Origin of the sequence: Burkholderia sp. Se-20373 (assembly GCF_017104705.1) — a bacterium.
Taxonomy (GTDB): Bacteria; Pseudomonadota; Gammaproteobacteria; order Burkholderiales; family Burkholderiaceae; genus Burkholderia.
In genome coordinates, this window is record NZ_JAAGPH010000064.1 from 1 (window position 1) to 18,057 (window position 18,057).

Below are 18,057 nucleotides of genomic sequence, written 5' to 3' on the forward strand. Positions count from 1 at the left end.
CGAACGCTGCGGCCGCGAGCGACGCGAAACCGGGCGCGGCCGCGAGCGCGGCGAGCGACAGCACGATCCCGACATACATGCCGCCGACCACGCGCGACGCGCGCATCCGGTCGAGCGCCGCGCCGATGCCGAGCGCGCCGAGCCCCGCGCCGACGTTGAACGCGATCTGCACGAGGCCGACGTGTGCACGATCGAGCCCGCGCGCGGCCATCAGCGACGGCAGCCAGTTCAGCAGGAAGTAGAGGACGATCAGCGTGCAGAAGTAGCTGACCCACAGCGCGACCGTCGACGTCGTGCGGCCGTCGCCGAACAACGTGCGCGCGACGCTGGTGCGCGCGGCCTGCGTGCCCGCTACGTCGAGATACGCACGCGATTCCGGCAGGAACCACACGAGCAGCGGCACGAGCAGCAGCGGCCCCACGCCGCCGACGTAGAAGATGTGCCGCCATTCAGTGTCGCCGGCGAGCAGCACGCCGATCACCGACGCGATCACGCCGCCGAACGGGATCCCGCAGTACATCGTCGCGACCGCGCTGCTGCGCGAGCGCGGCTCGACCGCTTCGGACGACAGCGCGATCAGGTTCGGCATCGCGCCGCCGAGCCCGATGCCGGTCAGCACGCGCACGACGACGAGCATCGCGAAGGTCGACACCTGCGCGGTCGCGATCGACAGCAGCCCGAACAGCACGACCGATGCGATCAGCACGCGCTTGCGGCCGATCCGGTCGGCGAGCCGCCCGCCGAGCATCGCGCCCGGCAGCAGCCCGAAGGTGCCCGCGCTGAACGCGATCCCCATCTGCGATACGGACAGCCCGAATTCGCGCGCCATGCGCGGCGCGGCGACGCCGACCGACTGCAGGTCGAGCCCTTCGAGGAGGGCGATCGCGAAACACAGCGCGAGCGTGGTCGCGACCGTGGGTTTTTCGGCAACGTAAGTGTTCATCCTGTCTCCAGTCCCATGTCTTGTAGTCGGTCGGCCCGGTAACGGCCGCCTTTATCAGGCAACCTGATTCACTGGCCGCAAGCGTGCCTGCCGGTATCGTGGCCGGCAGGTCATTGTGTCTGCGTGATGCGATGCGCTTCCGGTTACGCGTAAATCACGTCGGGATCGCGCCGCGCCGGGTCATACAGCGCGTCGATCGTCGCCGCGCGATGCTTCTGCACGGCCGCCTGGTTCAGCGAACCCTTGTCGGTCACTTCGCCGAGATCGAGCGACGGCGGCGTGTCGATCAGCCGGATGCGCGCGACGAACGTCGAACCGCCGCTCGCATTCCGATTCAGCTCGACGAGCCATTGTTCGAACGCCGCGCGCACGGCCGGCGCGCGCAGCACGTCGGTCACGGACGCATCGGCGGCAAGCCCGGCTAGCGCACGGCACGCATCGACGCGTGGAAACACCAGCAAGCCGATATCGTCGCGATTGATCCCGGTGACGACCACGTCCTGCACGTACGGCGCGCCGCTCGACACCGCGTTCGCGCGCAACGGCCCGACGCTGACGAAGGTGCCGCTGCTCAGCTTGAAATCCTCGGTCAGCCGCCCGTCGAACAGCAGCCCGAGCTCCGGCCGCGCCGGATCGGCGAACACGCCCGCATCACCGCTGCGGTAATACCCTTCGTCGTCGAATACGTCGCGCGGATCGACGTCCGCATGCCAGTAGCCGCGCATCACGTTCGGCCCCTTGAAACGCAGTTCGAGCTTGCCGCCGCACGGCACGAGCTTCGCATCGCAGCCGGGCGCGGGCAGCCCGATATAGCCGGCGCGCATCAGCGGCCCCGTCGTGAACAGGCACGACGGCGACGCCTCCGTCATCCCGAGGCCGGCCATGATCCGGATCCGCTCGCCGCAATGCGCGTGGGTCACGCGGTCGAGCCGGTCCCACGCGGCCTGCGACAGGCCCGCGCCGCCGAAGAAATACAGCTTCACGCGCGAGAAGAACGTGTCGCGCAGCGCGGCATCGCGTTCGAGCGCGGCCGTCAGTTCTTCCCAGCCTTTCGGCACGTTGAAGTAGATCGTCGGCGCGATCTCGCGCAGGTTGCGCACGGTTTCGTCGAAGCGGCCCGGCATCGGGCGGCCGTCGTCGATATACAGCGTGCCGCCGTTGTACAGCGCGATGCCCAGGTTGTGACTGCCGCCGAACGTGTGATTCCACGGCAGCCAGTCGACCAGCACCGGCGGTTCGCGCGTCAGTTCGGGCATCGTCTGGCGCAGCATCTGCTGGTTGCTGCACAGCATCCGGTGCGTGGTCGGCACGGCCTTCGGCTGCTTCGTCGAGCCGGACGTGAACAGGATCTTCGCGAGATGATCGGGGCCGACCGCCGCATGGATCGCGTCGATCGTACGCGGGGTGGTGGCGAGCAAGTGCGAGAGCGGCACCGCGCGGCCTTTTCCGTCGGCATCGACATCGTCGTCGTGTGCGACGATCAGCGCCGCATCGGCCGGCAACACGGCGTCGAGCGCGCGCGCGAACGGCGCACGTTCGGCGACGAACACCGCACCCGGCTTCAGCACGCCCAGCGTGTGGCGCAGCTTGCCGTAGTCGGTCGACACCAGCGAATACGCGGGCGAAATCGGTGAATACGGCACGCCGGCCAGCATCGCCGCGAACATCAGTTGCAGATGCTCGAGATCGTTGTCGGACAGCACCGCGAGCGGACGCTCGGCCGACAGCCCGAGATCGACGAGGCCCTGTCCGAGCGCGCGGGCGCGGTCGAGCATCTGCGCGTAGGTGATCTCGATCCAGCGGCCGTCGTCGCCGCGCTTCGCGGCCAGCACGCGATCGGGATGCGCTTGCGCGCCGTTCACGAGGCAGTCGGTCAGGCGCGTCGGGTAGTCGCCGAGCGGTTCGCGCGAACGCAGGTACCACGCGCCGTTTTCCGCGCGACGAATCTCGGCCGCGCCGACGGCGACGGCCGCTGCGCGATAGCGCACGCCGCCGGTATCTTGTGCGCCCTCACCCGGAGGCTTCGCTACATTCATCGTCGCCTCGCTCATATGGGGTAATGACGCGGCGTGGTCTGCACGGTGATCCAGCGCAGCTCGGTGAATTCGGCGATCGACGCACGGCTGCCGAAGCGGCCATAACCGCTTGCCTTCGTGCCGCCGAACGGCATCTGCGCTTCGTCATGCACGGTCGGCCCGTTGATGTGGCAGATTCCCGATTCGATCCGTCGTGCGACCGCCATCGCGCGCGCGACATCGCGGCTGAACACGGCTGCCGACAACCCGAACTCGCTGTCGTTCGCGAGCGCGACCGCTTCGTCGTCGCTGTCCGCGCGCAGGATCGCGACGACCGGCGCGAACGATTCCTCGCGATACAGGCGCATGTCGCGCGTCACGCCATCGACGATCGCCGGCTGCATCGTCGCGCCTTCGACGCGACAGCCGAGCGGCAGCTGAGCACCGTGCGCACGCGCATCCTCGACGAGCGATGCCGCACGCGCGGCGGCCGCCGCGTCGACCATCGTGCCGAGCGGATGGCCGGCCAGCGGATCGCCCGCGACCAGCGTGCGGGCCTTCGCGGCGAGGCGTTCGACGAGCGCGTCGGCAATCGGCCGTGCGGCGATCACGCGCTCGGTCGACATGCAGATCTGCCCCTGGTTGAAGAACGCGCCGAATGCGATCGCATCGACGGCCGCGTCGAGATCGGCATCGTCCAGCACGAGCACGGGCGCCTTGCCGCCGAGTTCGAGCAGCACCGGTTTCAGGTGGGCGGCCGCGTGACGCGCGATGATGCGCCCGACATGCGTCGACCCGGTGAAGTTGATGCGCTTCACGTGCGGATGCGCGATCAGCCGCTCGACGAGTTCGGGGGCGTCGGCCGCCGCGTGCGTGATCACGTTGACCACACCCGCGCCGAGCCCCGCTTCATCCAGCACCGCGCCGATCAGCGCATGCACGCCGGGGCACGCTTCGGATGCCTTCAGCACGACCGTGTTGCCGCATGCGAGCGGCATCGCCAGCGCACGCGTGCCGAGGATCACCGGCGCGTTCCACGGCGCGATGCCGAGCACGACGCCGCAGGGCACGCGCATCGCCAGCGCAAGATTGCCGGGCACGTCGGACGGGATCACGTCGCCGGCGATCTGCGTCGTCATCGACGCGGCTTCGCGCAGCATGTTCGCCGCGAGCGTCACGTTGAAGCCGATCCAGCCCGGCGTCGCGCCGGTTTCGGCCACGCCGGTCGCGATGAACGCGTCGATGCGCGCGTCCATCAGGTCGGCCGCCTTCAGCAGCAGCCGGCGGCGCTCGGTCGGCGCGAGCGCCGACCAGGCGGGAAACGCGCGGTGCGCGGCGTCGATCGCCGCGTCGGCGTCGGCCACGCCGGCCGCCGGCGCACGCGACGCCAGCGCGCCCGTCGCGGGGTTGAATCGGTCGAAGGTACGCCCGTCGCGGGCGGCGCACCACTCACCGGCGATCAGCATCCGTCTGTCGGTCATGTTGTCTCCTGCCTTGCCTGTCTCTTGCGATTACGCCGGCGGGGAAGCCGGCGGCTGCGTCCGCGCTTGTATCAGCGCTTGTAGGCCTGCAGGCCCGGCTTGATCGTCTTGTCGTCGAGGAACTGCTTCAGACCCTGCTCGCGGCCGCGCTCCGGGTCGCGCAGCTGCGCCTGGTCGAGCTTCGCATACAGGTAATCCTCGCACTGTTCCCACGTGAGTTCGCGCGAACGCTTGAAGCCGTGCTTCGCCGCGCGCAGCACGACCGGGTTCTTGTCCATCAGGCGGGCCGCGAGCGCGATCGTCGCTTCACGCAGTTCGGCCAGCGGCACGCTGCTGTTCACGAGGCCCATGTCCGCTGCTTCGGTGCCGGTGAACGTGTCGCCGGTCATGATGTAGTGCAGCGCGCGGCGGTGCCCGACCGTGTCGGCCATCGCCTTGCTGACGAGGTTGCCCGGCGGGATGCCCCAGTTGATCTCCGACAGCCCGAACACGGCTTCATCGGCCGCGATCGCGAGGTCGCACGCGACGAGCGGCGAGAAACCGCCGCCGAAGCACCAGCCGTTCACCATCGCGATCGTCGGCTTGTTGTACATCCGCAGGCGGCGCCATTGCCATTCCGATGCGTCGCGGCGCACTTTTTCCTGCAGTGCGTCGGAGCCGCCGTCGATCTCGCGGAAGTACTCCTTCAGATCCATGCCGGCGGTCCATGCGGCGCCCGCGCCGGTCAGCACCAGCACCTTCGCCTCGTCGTCGAACTCGACCGCGTCGAGGACTTCCAGCATCTCCCGGTTCAGCGTCGGGCTCATTGCGTTGCGCTTCTCGGGGCGATTCAGCGTGACCCACGCGATGCCGGCCTCCACGTTCACTTCAACGGTCTGCCAGCGGTTGTCGTACTTGCTCATGTCTGTTCCTGTCGTTCGTTTCCAGTGCGATTCGGTGCGCAGCATTCCTGCTGCGGACGGCTTCATTTAATATCAGGCTACCTGATATTGCAAGCGGCACGCGCGCCGGTGTAAACCCGGATCGGAACGCGGAGAACGCGGCGGGGAAATCAGGGAGCGGTCGGGCGGCCGTCGATGGCGCGGACGAACCGAGCGCGGGCCGGGCGGGCCCGTGTCGTGAAAAGCGGGGGAGCGGTCAGCCGCGCAGGTTGCGCGAGAACAGTTCGAGCGCGCGCTGCACGTGCGCGGCGTCGTCGGCGGAGATGTCGCCGAGCATGCGTTTTTCGAGCGGGCGCAGCACGGCTTCGCATTCACGCAGCATCGCCGCGCCTTCGTCGGTCAGCGTCAGCAGGATGATGCGGCCGTGGGAAGGGTCGGCTTCGCGCGTGACGAAACCGCGGGCGGCCATCACGCTCATCACTTCGTTCGCCGATTGCGGCGTGATCCACGAGCGCTCGGCCAGTTGCGCGTTCGACGATGCGCCGCGCGCCTCGAGCACCGACAGCGCCGTGTATTGCGCGAGCGTGATGCCAAGCGGGGCGAGCGCGTCGGTCATGTGGCGGCGCAGCAGCCGGTCGAGACCGCCGATCACGTAGGTCAGGCGCTGCTGCACGCGCGCCTTCGGCTTGTCTCCGGTCGCGCGGGCGGTGTGCTTCGCGGCGTTCTTCGGATTCGCGGGTTTGGTCGGTGCGGAACTCATGGTGCGGGCGGGATGGAATTGCGGGCCATCTTACCAGCACGTCGGAAGGCGAATCGCATAGCCGTGACATCGATCTCGACACGGGTCACATTCACAATGAGCTCATATAAGTACGAAAATATCAGTCGATCTGCTAATTAAAATATTGAAAATTACCCAATCCCATCTTGAAAATTGTGCGGCGCTTTGATGCGAGGTAAAAGAGTGCCTCATTCCTCGAACGTGTCATCGATGAAGAACGCACAAGGCCTCGAAATGGTTCGACTTGGAGACGCCACCGATCATGGCGGCACCGTCATTGAAGCTGCCAGTGATCTGAAGCATCGTGGCATCGGTGTCGCACTTGACGGCCATGGCGTTCGTTGTCCGAAATGCGGTGGCATTTTCCCCTTGCTCGCGAGTGGCCCACGCACGCATCGCGGCCGGCGCGTGGGTTATCACGGCGACAAGACCGCTTGCGGTGCGACCATCATTGGTCAGCGGACGACAGGGGCAGCGTAAATGGCGCTCTTTGCTCAGGCTCGCACGCTGTCACTTGCGGGCGCAGCGCTGCCGACTTACGGCATGGATGCGCTGCCGGTATTCGTCCCGGTGCGCCTGCAAGGCACCGAAACCATCGGCCGCCTCGACGAATGCCGCTACCTCGTCACGCTGCGCACCGATGATGCCTATGCCGTTTCGCCGAGCCGCACGGCCGATCTCGATCTGGACAAGATAGTCGGCACGGAAGTCACCGTGTCGATCCAGCTCGAAGGCAAAGGTCGGTTCATTCCAGGGCTGGCGGGTGCCGCCGGACTTGGCAATATCGGCGCGGGTACGCGTGAAATTACCGGATTGGTCGAAGCGGCACGGCTTGCCGGTCAGGATCGTGACGCGATCCTGTACGAACTGGAACTGCGGCCGTGGCTCTATCGCGCGACCCTGACGCAGGATTGCCGTCTGTTTCAGGATATGACCGTCGTTGAAATCACCGACGCAGTCCTCTCGAAATATCCCTACCCCGTCGATAAGCGTCTCGGCGCATTCAGGGGCGTCTATCCGAAACGGGACGTACAGCGACAGGCCTTCGAATCGGACTGGGCGTTCCTGCAACGCCTCTGGGAAGAATGGGGAATCTGGTGGTGGTTCGAACACGATGACGGCCATCACCGTCTGGTCCTGTGCGACGCGATGGGCGGACACCAACCGCACGGGGAGGCTTATGAGACGTTGCGCTATCTGCCGCCCGGCGGTCAGCGCATCGACGAGGAACACATTCACACGCTGTCCGTGACCAGTCGATTGACGGCAGGCTCCGTGAGCGTGACGGATTACGACTACACGCGGCCACGCGCGAGGCTGGGCACTACCGCGGAAGACCCTCGTCCGACGGCCTGCTCGGATGGCGAGATTTATGATTGGGGAGACTACAGTCAGCCGCTCGCCGGCGCGCAAGGGCTGACGGGCAAGCCAAACGATACGGAGTGGGAGGCGCGGCACTTCGCGCGTGTGCGGCTTGAGGCGCAGCGCTGTGCCGGGCGACGGGCAAACGGTAAAGGGAGTTTGCGCGGCCTCACGGTAGGCCACACGTTTACGCTCGTCGGCCATCCGCAGCAGGCGGCGAATCGTGAATATGTGGTTGTGTCCTGCACGCTCGATATCGAGGAAGTCGCCGGGCGAGCCGGCAGCGCGCAGACATATCGCGCCGACGCGCAATTCGAACTGCTGCCGACGAACGAGCCGTTCAAGCTCGAGCGCAGCGTACGCAAGCCCACTATGGGCGGCCCCGAGAAAGCGATTGTCGTCGGCCCCGCCGGGCAGGAAATCTGGACGGACCAATACGGCCGCGTGAAGGTGCAATTCGCGTGGGACCGGCAAGGCCAGCACGACGAGAATTCGGGTATCTGGCTGCGTGTGCTGTCGCCTTGGCAAGGCGCGGACATGGGTGCGACGTTCATTCCGCGTATCGGCCATGAAGTGGCGGTGTCGCACTACTACGGCGACCCGGATTTGCCCGTGATTATCGGGAGCACCGTCAACGCATTCCGCCAGCCTGCACTGGACCAGCCGCACAACCACGCGGTGTCGGTCATTCGTGGCCGGGAGCTCCATGGCACGGCGTCCGGCCATCTGGCGATCGACGATACGCGGGAACAAATCCAGACGCAGCTTGCCAGCGACGCGGGCATGTCGATGCTGAGCCTCGGCAACCTTCGGCGCATTACCCGAAAAAAGGGCCGTGCCGACGCGCGGGGCAAAGGCTTCGATCTGCGCACCGACGACTGGGGCGTCGTTCGGGCGTTGAGGGGTTTGTTTGTATCGACGGACGGCCAACCGGGCGGCCCGGGTCATGCGAAGGACGCCAAGGAAGCGGTGAGTCGGCTGACGCGGGCGCACGAGCTGCAAGAAAGCCTGACGAATTTGGCGCAGCAGCACGACGCACAACAACGTGGTGCAGACCAGAACGATGTAACCCGTGCGATCAAGGCGCGTTGCGATGCGATTCGGGGAACACCGTCCGGTACGTTGGACGAATTCCCGGAGCTGACGGAACCCGACATTGTGATGACCGGGCCGGCAGGGATTAGTCTTGCCGCCGAGCGTAGCACCCATATCGCGAGCGCAGAGGATGTGGCGGTGACGACCGGCCGGCATGTCGGGCTTGCCGTGGGGCGTTCGCTGTTCGCGAGTGTGTCGAATGCGTTCTCGCTGTTCGTGCACAAGGCCGGCATGGCGCTGGTCGCCGCAGCGGGGAAAGTGCGGATCGAAGCACAGACCGATGGTGTCGACGTGACCGCCCGGAAAGCAATCCAGATCACGAGCACGACCGACAGTATCCACCTGCACGCGGCAGACGAAATCGTGCTGCACGCGGGAAGTACGGAGGTACGCATCAGCGAACGGGGCTATGTCGTAAAGACCGCCGGCGAACACACGATCCACGCAGGCAGCCATCAGACCGACGCGGCGCAAGTGCGACCGATGCGCCTGCCGGTCACGCCCGACAAATCCGGGGCAGTACGCGGCGCACTTCGTGCTGTTGGAGCATGACAGCGGATTTGCGCTGCCGAACCAGCCGTACCGGGTCACGCTCGACAACGGGCACGTGATCGAGGGCGTGAGCAACGAGCTGGGCGAAACGGACGTGGTGACGAGCCACGATATCGCGTTCGGCACGGTGGAACTGCTGGCGGCGAGCGATCCGGACAAGGTGATTGCGGTGAATCGGGCCGCCATCGTGCGCGAGAACACGACGCCCTACACCGCGCAAGCGCCGAACGCCGACAAACGCACCACGACGATCAAGGGCAAGAAGGTCAGCACCCCGGAACAGGGGGCGACGTCCGAGCGTCAGCCGGCCGCGTTCGCGACCTGCGATCCGCTGAACTTCGGGTTGCGCTTCCATCACTTCATCGACGGGGCTAAACAGGGTGATGCACCTCCTGACATGCCGGTGCGCCGGGATGTCGAGTATCCGGTGGCGAAGGCCTATGCGGTAGCGATCAAGAAGGCACTCAACGGGATCGAGTGGGGCAGGTTCGATACGTTGAGCGGCGAGATATCCGATGAGGCAAAGGAAAGCATCGCGCTCGCGGTTGGCAATGTATTGAATACCGCCCTTGCGGCTGGGCCGTTTGGCTTGCCAAGTGGTTCTTCAGGGGACCCGATGAAGTCAAATGGGGCGACTCCCAAGATCGATATTGTTAATGCAACGGAAGGGGCTGCCAAATACAACATGCGCTCGGATGTCAGTGCATCATTTGTTGGAAACTACTGGGTAATAGGTATCCAGGAGAGAGAAATCGCGAAAATCGTTAAATCATCGAATAATGCGACTTCCTTGGATGGCACGCTGAAGGCATTCTCGGATTTGCTTTATCACGAGGCACGACATTGCCAGCAAACATTCTGGATGATGGCCTTGCTTCAACAACATCCGAGCGACTACGCGATGTTCTCTCAGGCAATGCGAGTGTATGACGACAGTGTGCGCAAAGATGTTTTTTTCGCAGCCGAGAAGACGCGACTCCCAGATGACGCGCGGGTAATGGCTGGGCTACATCGCATGTTGGTTTTTCACTATTACTGGATGATTTCGCACATGCGAAATCAGACGGGCGGAAACTATATGAAACCCGATGTGCCGATCGCACAGGCCGAGGTGTGCAAGCTGTTGAGAGTTTCGCCAGAAACGGCGGCCAAGATGGTGAGATACGAAGAGGGATACCGGAGCCAGTTACATGAAGAAGATGCTTATGCGTGTGCAGAGGTGGTGCAAGCCCATTGGGACCGCCCTGGTCGTGCTTTCGTGCGTAACCCCGGTACATGCACAGGAGGATACGATGCTTCACTTAACGCCATTGGGGGAGGGGTTTGAAATGCAGACGACCGACGAAGAGCAGCGCGTCGCGCTGCGCGCCATCCTTAAAACAGCAATGTCGATCCTGCGCGATGATGCACCGTACGATCCGAAGAATATTATCTTTGGAACAAACTACACAACTTGGACGCACCCTCCGGCAAAAGGGTTTCTTTATAAATACGCAAATCGCTCATTGCATGGGACGAAGATTGAATTTTCCACTGGCGACGATCCGGAAGACTACAGTGAGGATCGCGACAAGGTGAAAATTGTTCCGGCTGGGGTAAGAATTGTCGTTGACGCAAGGGTTGCCAATCTGCCTGACACGGAAATAAAGTCGCTTCTCCAGTTAGAGGACTATTGGGTTAACTCTCGAGGGAATCATCGATATGGGAATGAAATAAGGACGCGCACCCCCGATGCTCCCAACTTGCAGTCCTTTCGCTATCGCTCAAAAGACATCCCCGGGAGCAAATTTCCGATCGACGTCGATCTTGGTTACATCAATCCGGTGGATGGATCATTTCCGCAGCGACTGTGGATAGTCGAGATACGCCGCACATATAAAATCTTGACGCCCGAGGAACGCAGGCAACGTCGCCTTGAAGAGCGGCAGGCGAAACGTCAGAAATACGGCGAAATGAACCTGTGCACTGGCATGCTGTGTCCCGAGACAGGGTTGTGGGAGGGATTCTCCACGAATTCCAGCTCCCACCCATTGGTGGTCTACAAGGGGCGAGCATTCCCCACGGTCCGCACGTTGATGCCTTGGGAGGAGCGCGAACAACGGCGGCCCACCGAGCACGTGCCGGGCCGCTGGATGTGGTTGCGAGAGCCGCACGATCATCCGGCATGGTGGATGCACGACCCGGAATTCAATCAAGCGTGAGCCGGAAAGACGAAAGTCCATAAGCAAAATCGCGTTCAAGACATCGCCTCCGCACACACCGGATGCTTGTCCGCGAGTGGATGGACTTCCCCCGTCATCCGCCGGCCATTCAGGCCGTGCGCATCCCCGCAAACCGCGCCGTCGGCAACCCCGCGTACCGCGTCTGCGCGACGAACACGCCGCCCGCATGCGGGTCGTCGGTCAGCGCATCGTCGCTCAACCCGACGCGCGCGCTCGTCACGTACAGGCGGCCTTCGCCGTCGAGCGCCGTGCAACTCGGCTGCGCGGTCGGCACCGCCACGCGATCCGTCTCGACACCGTCCGGCCCGTAGCGCACCACCCGCCTGCCGCCCCACTGCGCATTCCACAGCCCGCCGTCGCGATCGACGATCGAGCCGTCCGGATCGCCGTCGGCATCGGTCAGGCGTGCAAATGACCGCACGTTCGCGACATCGCCGCCCGCACGGTAATCGCACACGAAAATCTCGCGCACCAGCGAATCGCAAAAGTACATCTTCGTGCCATCCGGCGAGAACCCGATGCTGTTCGCAATCGCGGCCGCAGGCAATGCGAGCCGCTCCAGCGTGAGATCGGCATTGAGCCGGTAGAACCCGCCGACCGCTTTCGGCGGCTCGCTGCCTTCGTCCTTCATCCCGAACACGAACGCGCCCGAACCGTCGCAGCGCCCGTCGTTCAGCCGCGTCGGCAGCTCGGGTTCGACGTCGACGATCCGCGTGAACGCGCCGCTGCGCAGATTGAAGAACGCGAGATGCGTCGCGAGCCCGACGAGCAGCACGTCCGGATCGTCGGTCAGCGCGAAGCACGCGAGCCGCTCGGGCATCGCCCACGGCGTGAGGTCGGAGCCATCCGCGCGGCAGCGCCACAGTTGCGTGCCTTCGATGTCCACCCAATACAGCGCGTGCGTCCTGTCGCACCACGTCGCGCCTTCGCCGAGCGTGTTGCGGGTGTCGGCCAGCAGCGTCGCCTGCCCGGCCGGATGAATCTGTTGCATACCGTCTCCCGATATCTGTCGCTTATGCAGGCGGCCGCGCGTTCGCCAGGGTCAGATCTTCATCGCGCGCCGCTGGTTGCGACGATACTGGTCGAACAGCACCGCGAGCAACAGAATTCCGCCGCGTATCAGATATTGGTAAAACGTCGGCACGTTCAGCAGGCTCATCGCGTCCTGCACGGAGCCCATGATCAGCACGCCGACCAGCACGCCGGAGATCGTCGCGACGCCGCCCGTGAGCGACACGCCGCCCAGCACGCACGCGGAAATCACGCCGAGCTCGAGCCCGACCGACGTCTTCGGGTCGCCCAGGCTCATCCGCGACGCGAGCATCACGCCGGCAAAACCGGTCACGAGCCCCTGCAGCACGAACACGGTGATCTTGATGCGCATCACCGGCAGCCCGGCGAGCAGCGCGGCCTCGCCGTTGCCGCCCACGGCGAGCACGTTCTTGCCGAACACCGTCTTGCGCAGCAGGAAGCCGAACACGACGAAGCCGACGATGTTGCTCCAGATCGGATACGAGATGCCGAGGAACGAGCCGCCGCCGAGATCGAAGAAGCGTTCCTCGGAGATCATCACCGCGTCGCCGTTCGACGTGATGAACGCGAGCCCGCGCACGACTTCCATCATCGCGAGCGTGACGATCAGCGAGTTGATCCGCCAGCGCGCGATCAGCACGCCGTTGACGAGTCCGACCGCCCCGCCCGCGAGCACGCCGCCCGCGATGCCGAGCACGACGCTGTGCGTCGCGGTGATCAGCGTCGACGCGACGACGCCCGAGAACGCGACGATCGACGCGACCGACAGGTCGACCTCGCCGAGCGCGAGCACGAACATCATCGTCACCGCGATCGAGCCGATCAGCGTGACCGACAGCAGCAGGCCCTGGATGTTGCGCGGCGTGAGGAAGTCCGGCACGGTCAGCGACAGCGTCGCGAACAGCACGAGAAACACCATCACGATGCCGGAGCGGTTGATCAGCTGCCACACGCCGCCGCGCGCTCGCACGGGTGCGACGGCGGCATCGGGGGACGGGGAAGTGCGTTGGGGTTGCATTGCCTGGCTCATGTCGTTTGCATCCGGTTGATCGTTGCGGGGCGCTAGCGCGGCAGCGCGAGCTTGATCAGCGCGTCGGGCGTCGCCTGCGCCTTCGCGACCTCGCCCGCGATCCGTCCTTCCTTCATCACGATGATCCGGTCCGACACGCCGATCACCTCGGCCAGGTCGCTCGACACGAGGATCACCGTGCGGCCCGCTTCCGCGAGTTCGTAGAACAGGTTGTAGATTTCCGCGCGCGCGCCGACGTCGATGCCGCGCGTCGGCTCGTCCATCAGGAACACGTCGATGCGTTCGGCCAGCCAGCGCGCGAGCACGACCTTCTGCTGGTTGCCGCCGGACAGCGCGCCGATCGGCGTGTCGCCGTCGCGGGTCTTGATCGCGAGCCGCTCGATGTAGCGTTGCGCGAGTTCGCGTTCACGCCGCCCGTCGAGCAGCACCCGCGCCGGGCTGAAATGCCGGCGCGCGCTGATGTTCAGGTTGTCGGCCACCGACGCGATCGCGACGATGCCTTCCTGCTTGCGGTCTTCCGGGCACAGCGCGAGGCCGGCGCGCACCGCGTCGCGCGGGCTCCCGAATGCCACCCGCTTCCCGTTCAGCTCGACGTGTCCCGCGCTCGGGCGCGCGGCGCCGTACAGCAGCTTCATCAGCTCCGAGCGGCCCGCGCCGACGAGCCCGAAGAAGCCGACGATCTCGCCGCGCCGCGCGGTGAACGACACCGGCTCGGACACCCCCGGCCCCGCCAGCCCCTTCGCCTCGATCAGCACGTCGCCGGCCAGGCGCGGCCGGTAGCCGTACACGTCCTCGATCGAGCGGCCGACCATGCAGCCGATCAACCGGTCGCGGTCGAGATCGGTGACGGAATCGAACGTGTCGATGCGGCGGCCGTCGCGGAACACCGTCACGCGGTCGCACAGTTCGTACACTTCCTCCATCCGGTGCGTGACGTAGATGATCGCGCGCCCTTCCGCGCGCAGCGCGCGGATGATCCGGAACAGCTGCGTGGTTTCGCGCGCGGACAGCGAACTCGTCGGCTCGTCGAATGCGATCACGCGCGCGTCGCGCATCAGCGCCTTGCCGATCTCGATCATCTGGCGCTGGCCGATCGACAGGTACTTCACCGGAATGCCCGGATCGATGTGCTCGCCGAGCCGCTCCAGCGCATCGAGCGCGCGCGCGGCGAGCGTGCGTTCATCGACCACGCCGAGCCGGCTCGGCAGTTGCCCGAGCATCAGGTTCTCGGCGACCGTCAGCTCGGGCACCAGATGCAGCTCCTGGTAGATGATCGCGATGCCGGCCTCGAGCGCCGCGCGCGTCGACGCGAAGCGCTGCTCGGTGCCGTTCAGCGTCAGCGTGCCGGCCTGCGGCTGGTTCACGCCTGACAGCACCTTCAGCAGCGTCGACTTCCCCGCGCCGTTCTCGCCCATCAGCCCGTGCACTTCGCCCGCGCGCACCGACAGCGACACGGCGTCGAGCGCGCGCACGCCCGGGAACGTCACCGTGATGCCGTCGAGCGCGAGCAGCGGGCTGCCCGGCGGCGTCTCGGCGGCATCGTTGCCGGATACGGCCGTCATCGTCTGCGTCGTCATCGCGTTCTCGCCTCGTGCGCTCAGATGCCGAGCTCGGCGCGCACGGCCTGCCAGTTCGCGCGCGTCATCAGCTTGCCGCTCGTCTGCGTGTCGGCCGGCGGCGTCTTGCCGTCGCGAATCCATTCGACGAGGTTCTGCGTGCTGTCCTTGCCGTGGTTCGTCGAGCTGACGGCGATCGTCCCGTAGAAGCCGGTCGGCTCCTTCTTCTGGAATTCGGCGAACGCCTCGCCCGCGCCGTTGATGCCCACGCCGATCACGTCGGCCGCCGGGATATGCAGCTGCTCGGTCGCGCGCACCGCGCCGAGCACGGTCTCCTCGTTCAGCGCGTAGACCACCCACTTCTTCACGTTCGGATGGCGCGCGAGCACGGGCGCGGCCGCACTGAAACCGCCTTCGTCGTCGGTCGTCTTCTGCGGCGCGTCGAAGATGTTCTCCTTGCGGAAACCGTTCGCGAGCAGCGCCTGCGTCGCGCCGTCGGTGCGCAGCTTCGCGGTCGGCAGCTCGTAGTTCGTGATCCGCAGCGCGCCGACTTCCTCGGGCTTCCAGCCGCGCCGTTTCATCTCGTCGGAAATGGCCTGGCCGACCTGGTTGCCGATCTTGGTCGCCGACATCCCGAGGTGCGGCACGTTCGGCAGCGGCTTGCCGGTCGAGTCGACGAGCTGGTCGTCGACGGTCACGAACTTCATGTTGTAGCGCTTCGCACGCGCGGCGATCGCCGGGCCGAGGCGCACGTCCGGCGCGCAGATCACGAAGCCCTGCGCGCCCTGCGAGCCGAGGTTGTCGATCGCGGCGAGCACCTTCTCGCCGTCGGGCGTGCCGATCTTCACGACCGAGAAATTCTCCTTCTGGCCGAGCGCGGACGCCGCGTTCTGCTCGTTGATGAACCACGCCTGCTCGGGCATCTTCACCAGGAAGCCGATCTTCAACGGCGCGTCGGCGCGTGCGGCGCCCTGCATGCCGAGCGGTGCAATGCAAAGCGCGGCGAGCAGCGCGCGCAGGGTATGGCGGCGGATCGTGTGAGTCGTGCGGTTCATGCGGTGTCTCCTTTGTGTCGGCTCATGCCGTAATGATTCGTCGTGTGCGATCGCGCCGCGGCGCGACCGCGTGATCAGCGGCCGAACGCGTCGGTCTGCACGCGCCGGCCGAACAGGAACGCATCGGCGACGAGCCGCAGCGGCCGCACGTCGACGTCGCTTTCGCCACGCGCGATCAGCGCATGGAAGTGCGCATACAGCGCCGGATATTCGCGTTCCGGCCCGAGCTCGACCGGCTCGCCCGCGATCGACAGCTGCGCGCCGCCGCGGCTGATCGCGAGCACGCCGTCCGCCGTATCGACCGCGATCTCCCATTGCTCGACCGGGCCGTGCCGCCAGTCGAATTCCGCACGCACCGGCACGCCGTCGGTATCCGCGCAATCGAGTTCGGCGGCGATCGGCGTCTGCACGTCGCTCGGCACGATGAGCGTCGCCTCGCGCAGCACGAGCTCGCGCGGCAGGATGCGCGTCACGATCGACAGCGCGTTGATGCCCGGGTCGAACACGCCGAGGCCGCCCGGCTCCCAGATCCATTGCTGCCCCGGATGCCAGCGCCGCACGTCCTCTTTCCAGCGCACCTGCACCGCGCGGATCGCACGCGTCGCGAGCCAGTCGCGGGCCGGCTCCACCGCACTCGCGCAGCGCGAATGCCAGGTCGCGAACAGCGTGAGGCCGCGCTCGCGCGCGAGCGCCTCCAGCACGGCCACTTCGCCGAGCGTCGCGCCCGGCGGCTTCTCGAGCATCACGTGCTTGCCGGCTTCGAGCGCGGCGCGCGCCTGCGCGTAGCGCACCTGCGGCGGCGCACACAGCGACACGGCGTCGAGCTCGCGCTCGGCGGCCAGCAGCGCGCGCAGATCGCGATAGTTGCGTACGCCGGCGACTTCCGCGTGGCGGCTCGCGCACGCGGTCAGCTTGAAACCCGGTTCGGCGTCGATCGCCGGCAGGTGCTGGTCGCGTGCAATCTTGCCGATGCCGACGACCCCCAGCGAAACCTGATCACTCATCGTGCATGCCTCCTTCGCGAATCGTTCGGTGACCGTTCAGTGCGCCCAGCGCAGCACGAGCGGGTCGAGCCGGCGCGCGATCGCGAGCAGTTCCGCGCGCGTGTCCGGATGCAGTTCCGGCATCGGATGCCGCGGCCGCTCGCACGCGATCACGCCGCCTGCGCACATCAGCGCCTTCGCGGTGAGGATCCCGGACTGGCGGTTCTCGTGGTTGATCAGCGGCAGCCAGGCCTGGTAGCGCGCGTAGGCGTCGTCGTGCCTGCCGTCGCGCCACGCTTCGAGGATCGGCCGGATGCCGTCCGGAAACCCGCCGCCCGTCATCGCGCCGGTCGCGCCCGCGTGCAGATCGGCGAGCAGCGTGATCGCCTCCTCGCCGTCCCACGGCCCTTCGATGGCATCGCCGCCGAGCCGGATCAGCTCGCGCAGCTTGTTCGCGGCGCCCGGCGTCTCGATCTTGAAGTACGCGACCTGCTCGATCTCGCGCGCCATCCGCGCGAGGAACGGGGCCGACAGCGCGGTGCCGCTCGCGGGCGCGTCCTGGACCATGATCGGAATCGCGATCGCGTCGGACACGCGGGCATAGAAATCGAAGATCTGCGCTTCGGGCACGCGGAACGTCGCGCCGTGATACGGCGGCATCGCCATCACCATCGCCGCGCCGAGCTGCTGCGCGCGCAGGCTGCGCGCCGCGCACACCTGGGTGCTGTAATGCGACGTCGTGACGATCACCGGCACGCGGCCCGCGACGTGCTCGAGGATCGTGCGCGTGAGCACGTCGCGTTCGTCGTCGGTGATCGCGAACTGCTCGGAGAAGTTCGCGAGGATGCACAGCCCATCCGAGCCCGCGTCGATCATGAAATCGACCGCGCGCTTCTGGCTCGCGAGATCGAGTTCGCCGGTGTCGGTAAACGTCGTCGGAACGACGGGGAAAATGCCGCGATAGCGCGGCGTGCTGCTCGATGTCATGGTTCGCGTCCTGCTTCGGCCTCGGTGACGACCGGCCGTCATGCGTTTACGGTTTCACGTTACGCGGGCCGGGCAAGCCCGC

General features: G+C 66.1%; 15 protein-coding genes. 4 read left to right on the forward strand and 11 right to left on the reverse strand.

The features are described from left to right. The 5 genes from mhpT to G3N96_RS21035 all read right to left on the reverse strand — a co-directional run. The coding region (gene mhpT / locus G3N96_RS21015; protein WP_206138342.1) for a 3-(3-hydroxy-phenyl)propionate transporter MhpT at positions 1-943 on the reverse strand (943 nt) is incomplete at its 3' end. A gap of 143 nt (positions 944-1,086) precedes the next feature. Beyond that, a complete protein-coding gene (locus tag G3N96_RS21020; RefSeq protein WP_206138343.1) occupies positions 1,087-2,979 on the reverse strand; it encodes a feruloyl-CoA synthase in 1,893 nt (630 codons plus the stop codon). An 11-nt stretch (positions 2,980-2,990) separates the two neighbouring features. Further along, a complete protein-coding gene (locus G3N96_RS21025) occupies positions 2,991-4,439 on the reverse strand; it encodes an aldehyde dehydrogenase (protein ID WP_206138344.1) in 1,449 nt (482 codons plus the stop codon). A 71-nt stretch (positions 4,440-4,510) separates the two neighbouring features. After that, positions 4,511-5,341: a p-hydroxycinnamoyl CoA hydratase/lyase gene (locus G3N96_RS21030; RefSeq protein ID WP_089495957.1), complete on the reverse strand. Its 831-nt coding sequence runs from the start codon at positions 5,339-5,341 to the stop codon at positions 4,511-4,513. Positions 5,342-5,576: 235 nt separating this feature from the next. After that, positions 5,577-6,080, reverse strand: a complete 504-nt coding sequence (locus G3N96_RS21035) for a MarR family winged helix-turn-helix transcriptional regulator (protein WP_124583261.1) — start codon at positions 6,078-6,080, stop codon at positions 5,577-5,579. A 231-nt stretch (positions 6,081-6,311) separates the two neighbouring features. On the opposite strand from G3N96_RS21035, the gene G3N96_RS21040 reads away from it, so the two are divergent. Genes G3N96_RS21040 through G3N96_RS21050 form a run of 4 tightly spaced genes read left to right on the forward strand, consistent with a single transcriptional unit; the run spans position 6,312 to position 11,311 of the window. Next, a complete protein-coding gene (locus G3N96_RS21040; RefSeq protein WP_206138345.1) occupies positions 6,312-6,581 on the forward strand; it encodes a PAAR domain-containing protein in 270 nt (89 codons plus the stop codon). After that, positions 6,582-9,110: a type VI secretion system Vgr family protein gene (tssI, locus tag G3N96_RS21045; RefSeq protein WP_241022756.1), complete on the forward strand. Its 2,529-nt coding sequence runs from the start codon at positions 6,582-6,584 to the stop codon at positions 9,108-9,110. Next, positions 9,094-10,437: a hypothetical protein gene (locus G3N96_RS39280; RefSeq protein WP_241022757.1), complete on the forward strand. Its 1,344-nt coding sequence runs from the start codon at positions 9,094-9,096 to the stop codon at positions 10,435-10,437. Before tssI ends, G3N96_RS39280 begins: the two co-directional genes overlap by 17 nt. 1 nt (position 10,438) lies before the next feature. Next, positions 10,439-11,311 carry a hypothetical protein gene (locus G3N96_RS21050; protein WP_206138346.1) on the forward strand — a complete coding sequence of 291 codons (873 nt, stop codon included), beginning with the start codon at positions 10,439-10,441 and terminating at the stop codon, positions 11,309-11,311. Between the two features lie 109 nt (positions 11,312-11,420). Here the strand turns inward: G3N96_RS21050 and G3N96_RS21055 are convergent, their stop codons facing one another. From G3N96_RS21055 to G3N96_RS21080, 6 genes are all read right to left on the reverse strand, one after another. Beyond that, positions 11,421-12,323, reverse strand: a complete 903-nt coding sequence (locus G3N96_RS21055) for an SMP-30/gluconolactonase/LRE family protein (RefSeq protein ID WP_206138347.1) — start codon at positions 12,321-12,323, stop codon at positions 11,421-11,423. Positions 12,324-12,374: 51 nt separating this feature from the next. Continuing rightward, entirely contained in the window at positions 12,375-13,394 is a 1,020-nt protein-coding gene (gene araH, locus G3N96_RS21060; RefSeq protein WP_206138348.1) for an L-arabinose ABC transporter permease AraH, read from the reverse strand. A gap of 32 nt (positions 13,395-13,426) precedes the next feature. Next, positions 13,427-14,971, reverse strand: a complete 1,545-nt coding sequence (gene araG / locus G3N96_RS21065) for an L-arabinose ABC transporter ATP-binding protein AraG (protein WP_206138349.1) — start codon at positions 14,969-14,971, stop codon at positions 13,427-13,429. Positions 14,972-14,991: 20 nt separating this feature from the next. Beyond that, positions 14,992-16,005 (reverse strand): arabinose ABC transporter substrate-binding protein, encoded by a 1,014-nt coding sequence (locus G3N96_RS21070; protein ID WP_046548784.1) that lies wholly within the window; start codon positions 16,003-16,005, stop codon positions 14,992-14,994. A 74-nt stretch (positions 16,006-16,079) separates the two neighbouring features. Further along, the gene (locus G3N96_RS21075; RefSeq protein ID WP_124583267.1) at positions 16,080-17,009 is read right to left on the reverse strand and encodes a Gfo/Idh/MocA family oxidoreductase; all 930 of its coding nucleotides are present in this window, start codon (positions 17,007-17,009) and stop codon (positions 16,080-16,082) included. Positions 17,010-17,045: 36 nt separating this feature from the next. Continuing rightward, positions 17,046-17,975, reverse strand: a complete 930-nt coding sequence (locus G3N96_RS21080) for a dihydrodipicolinate synthase family protein (protein WP_206138350.1) — start codon at positions 17,973-17,975, stop codon at positions 17,046-17,048. Positions 17,976-18,057 lie beyond the last annotated feature (82 nt).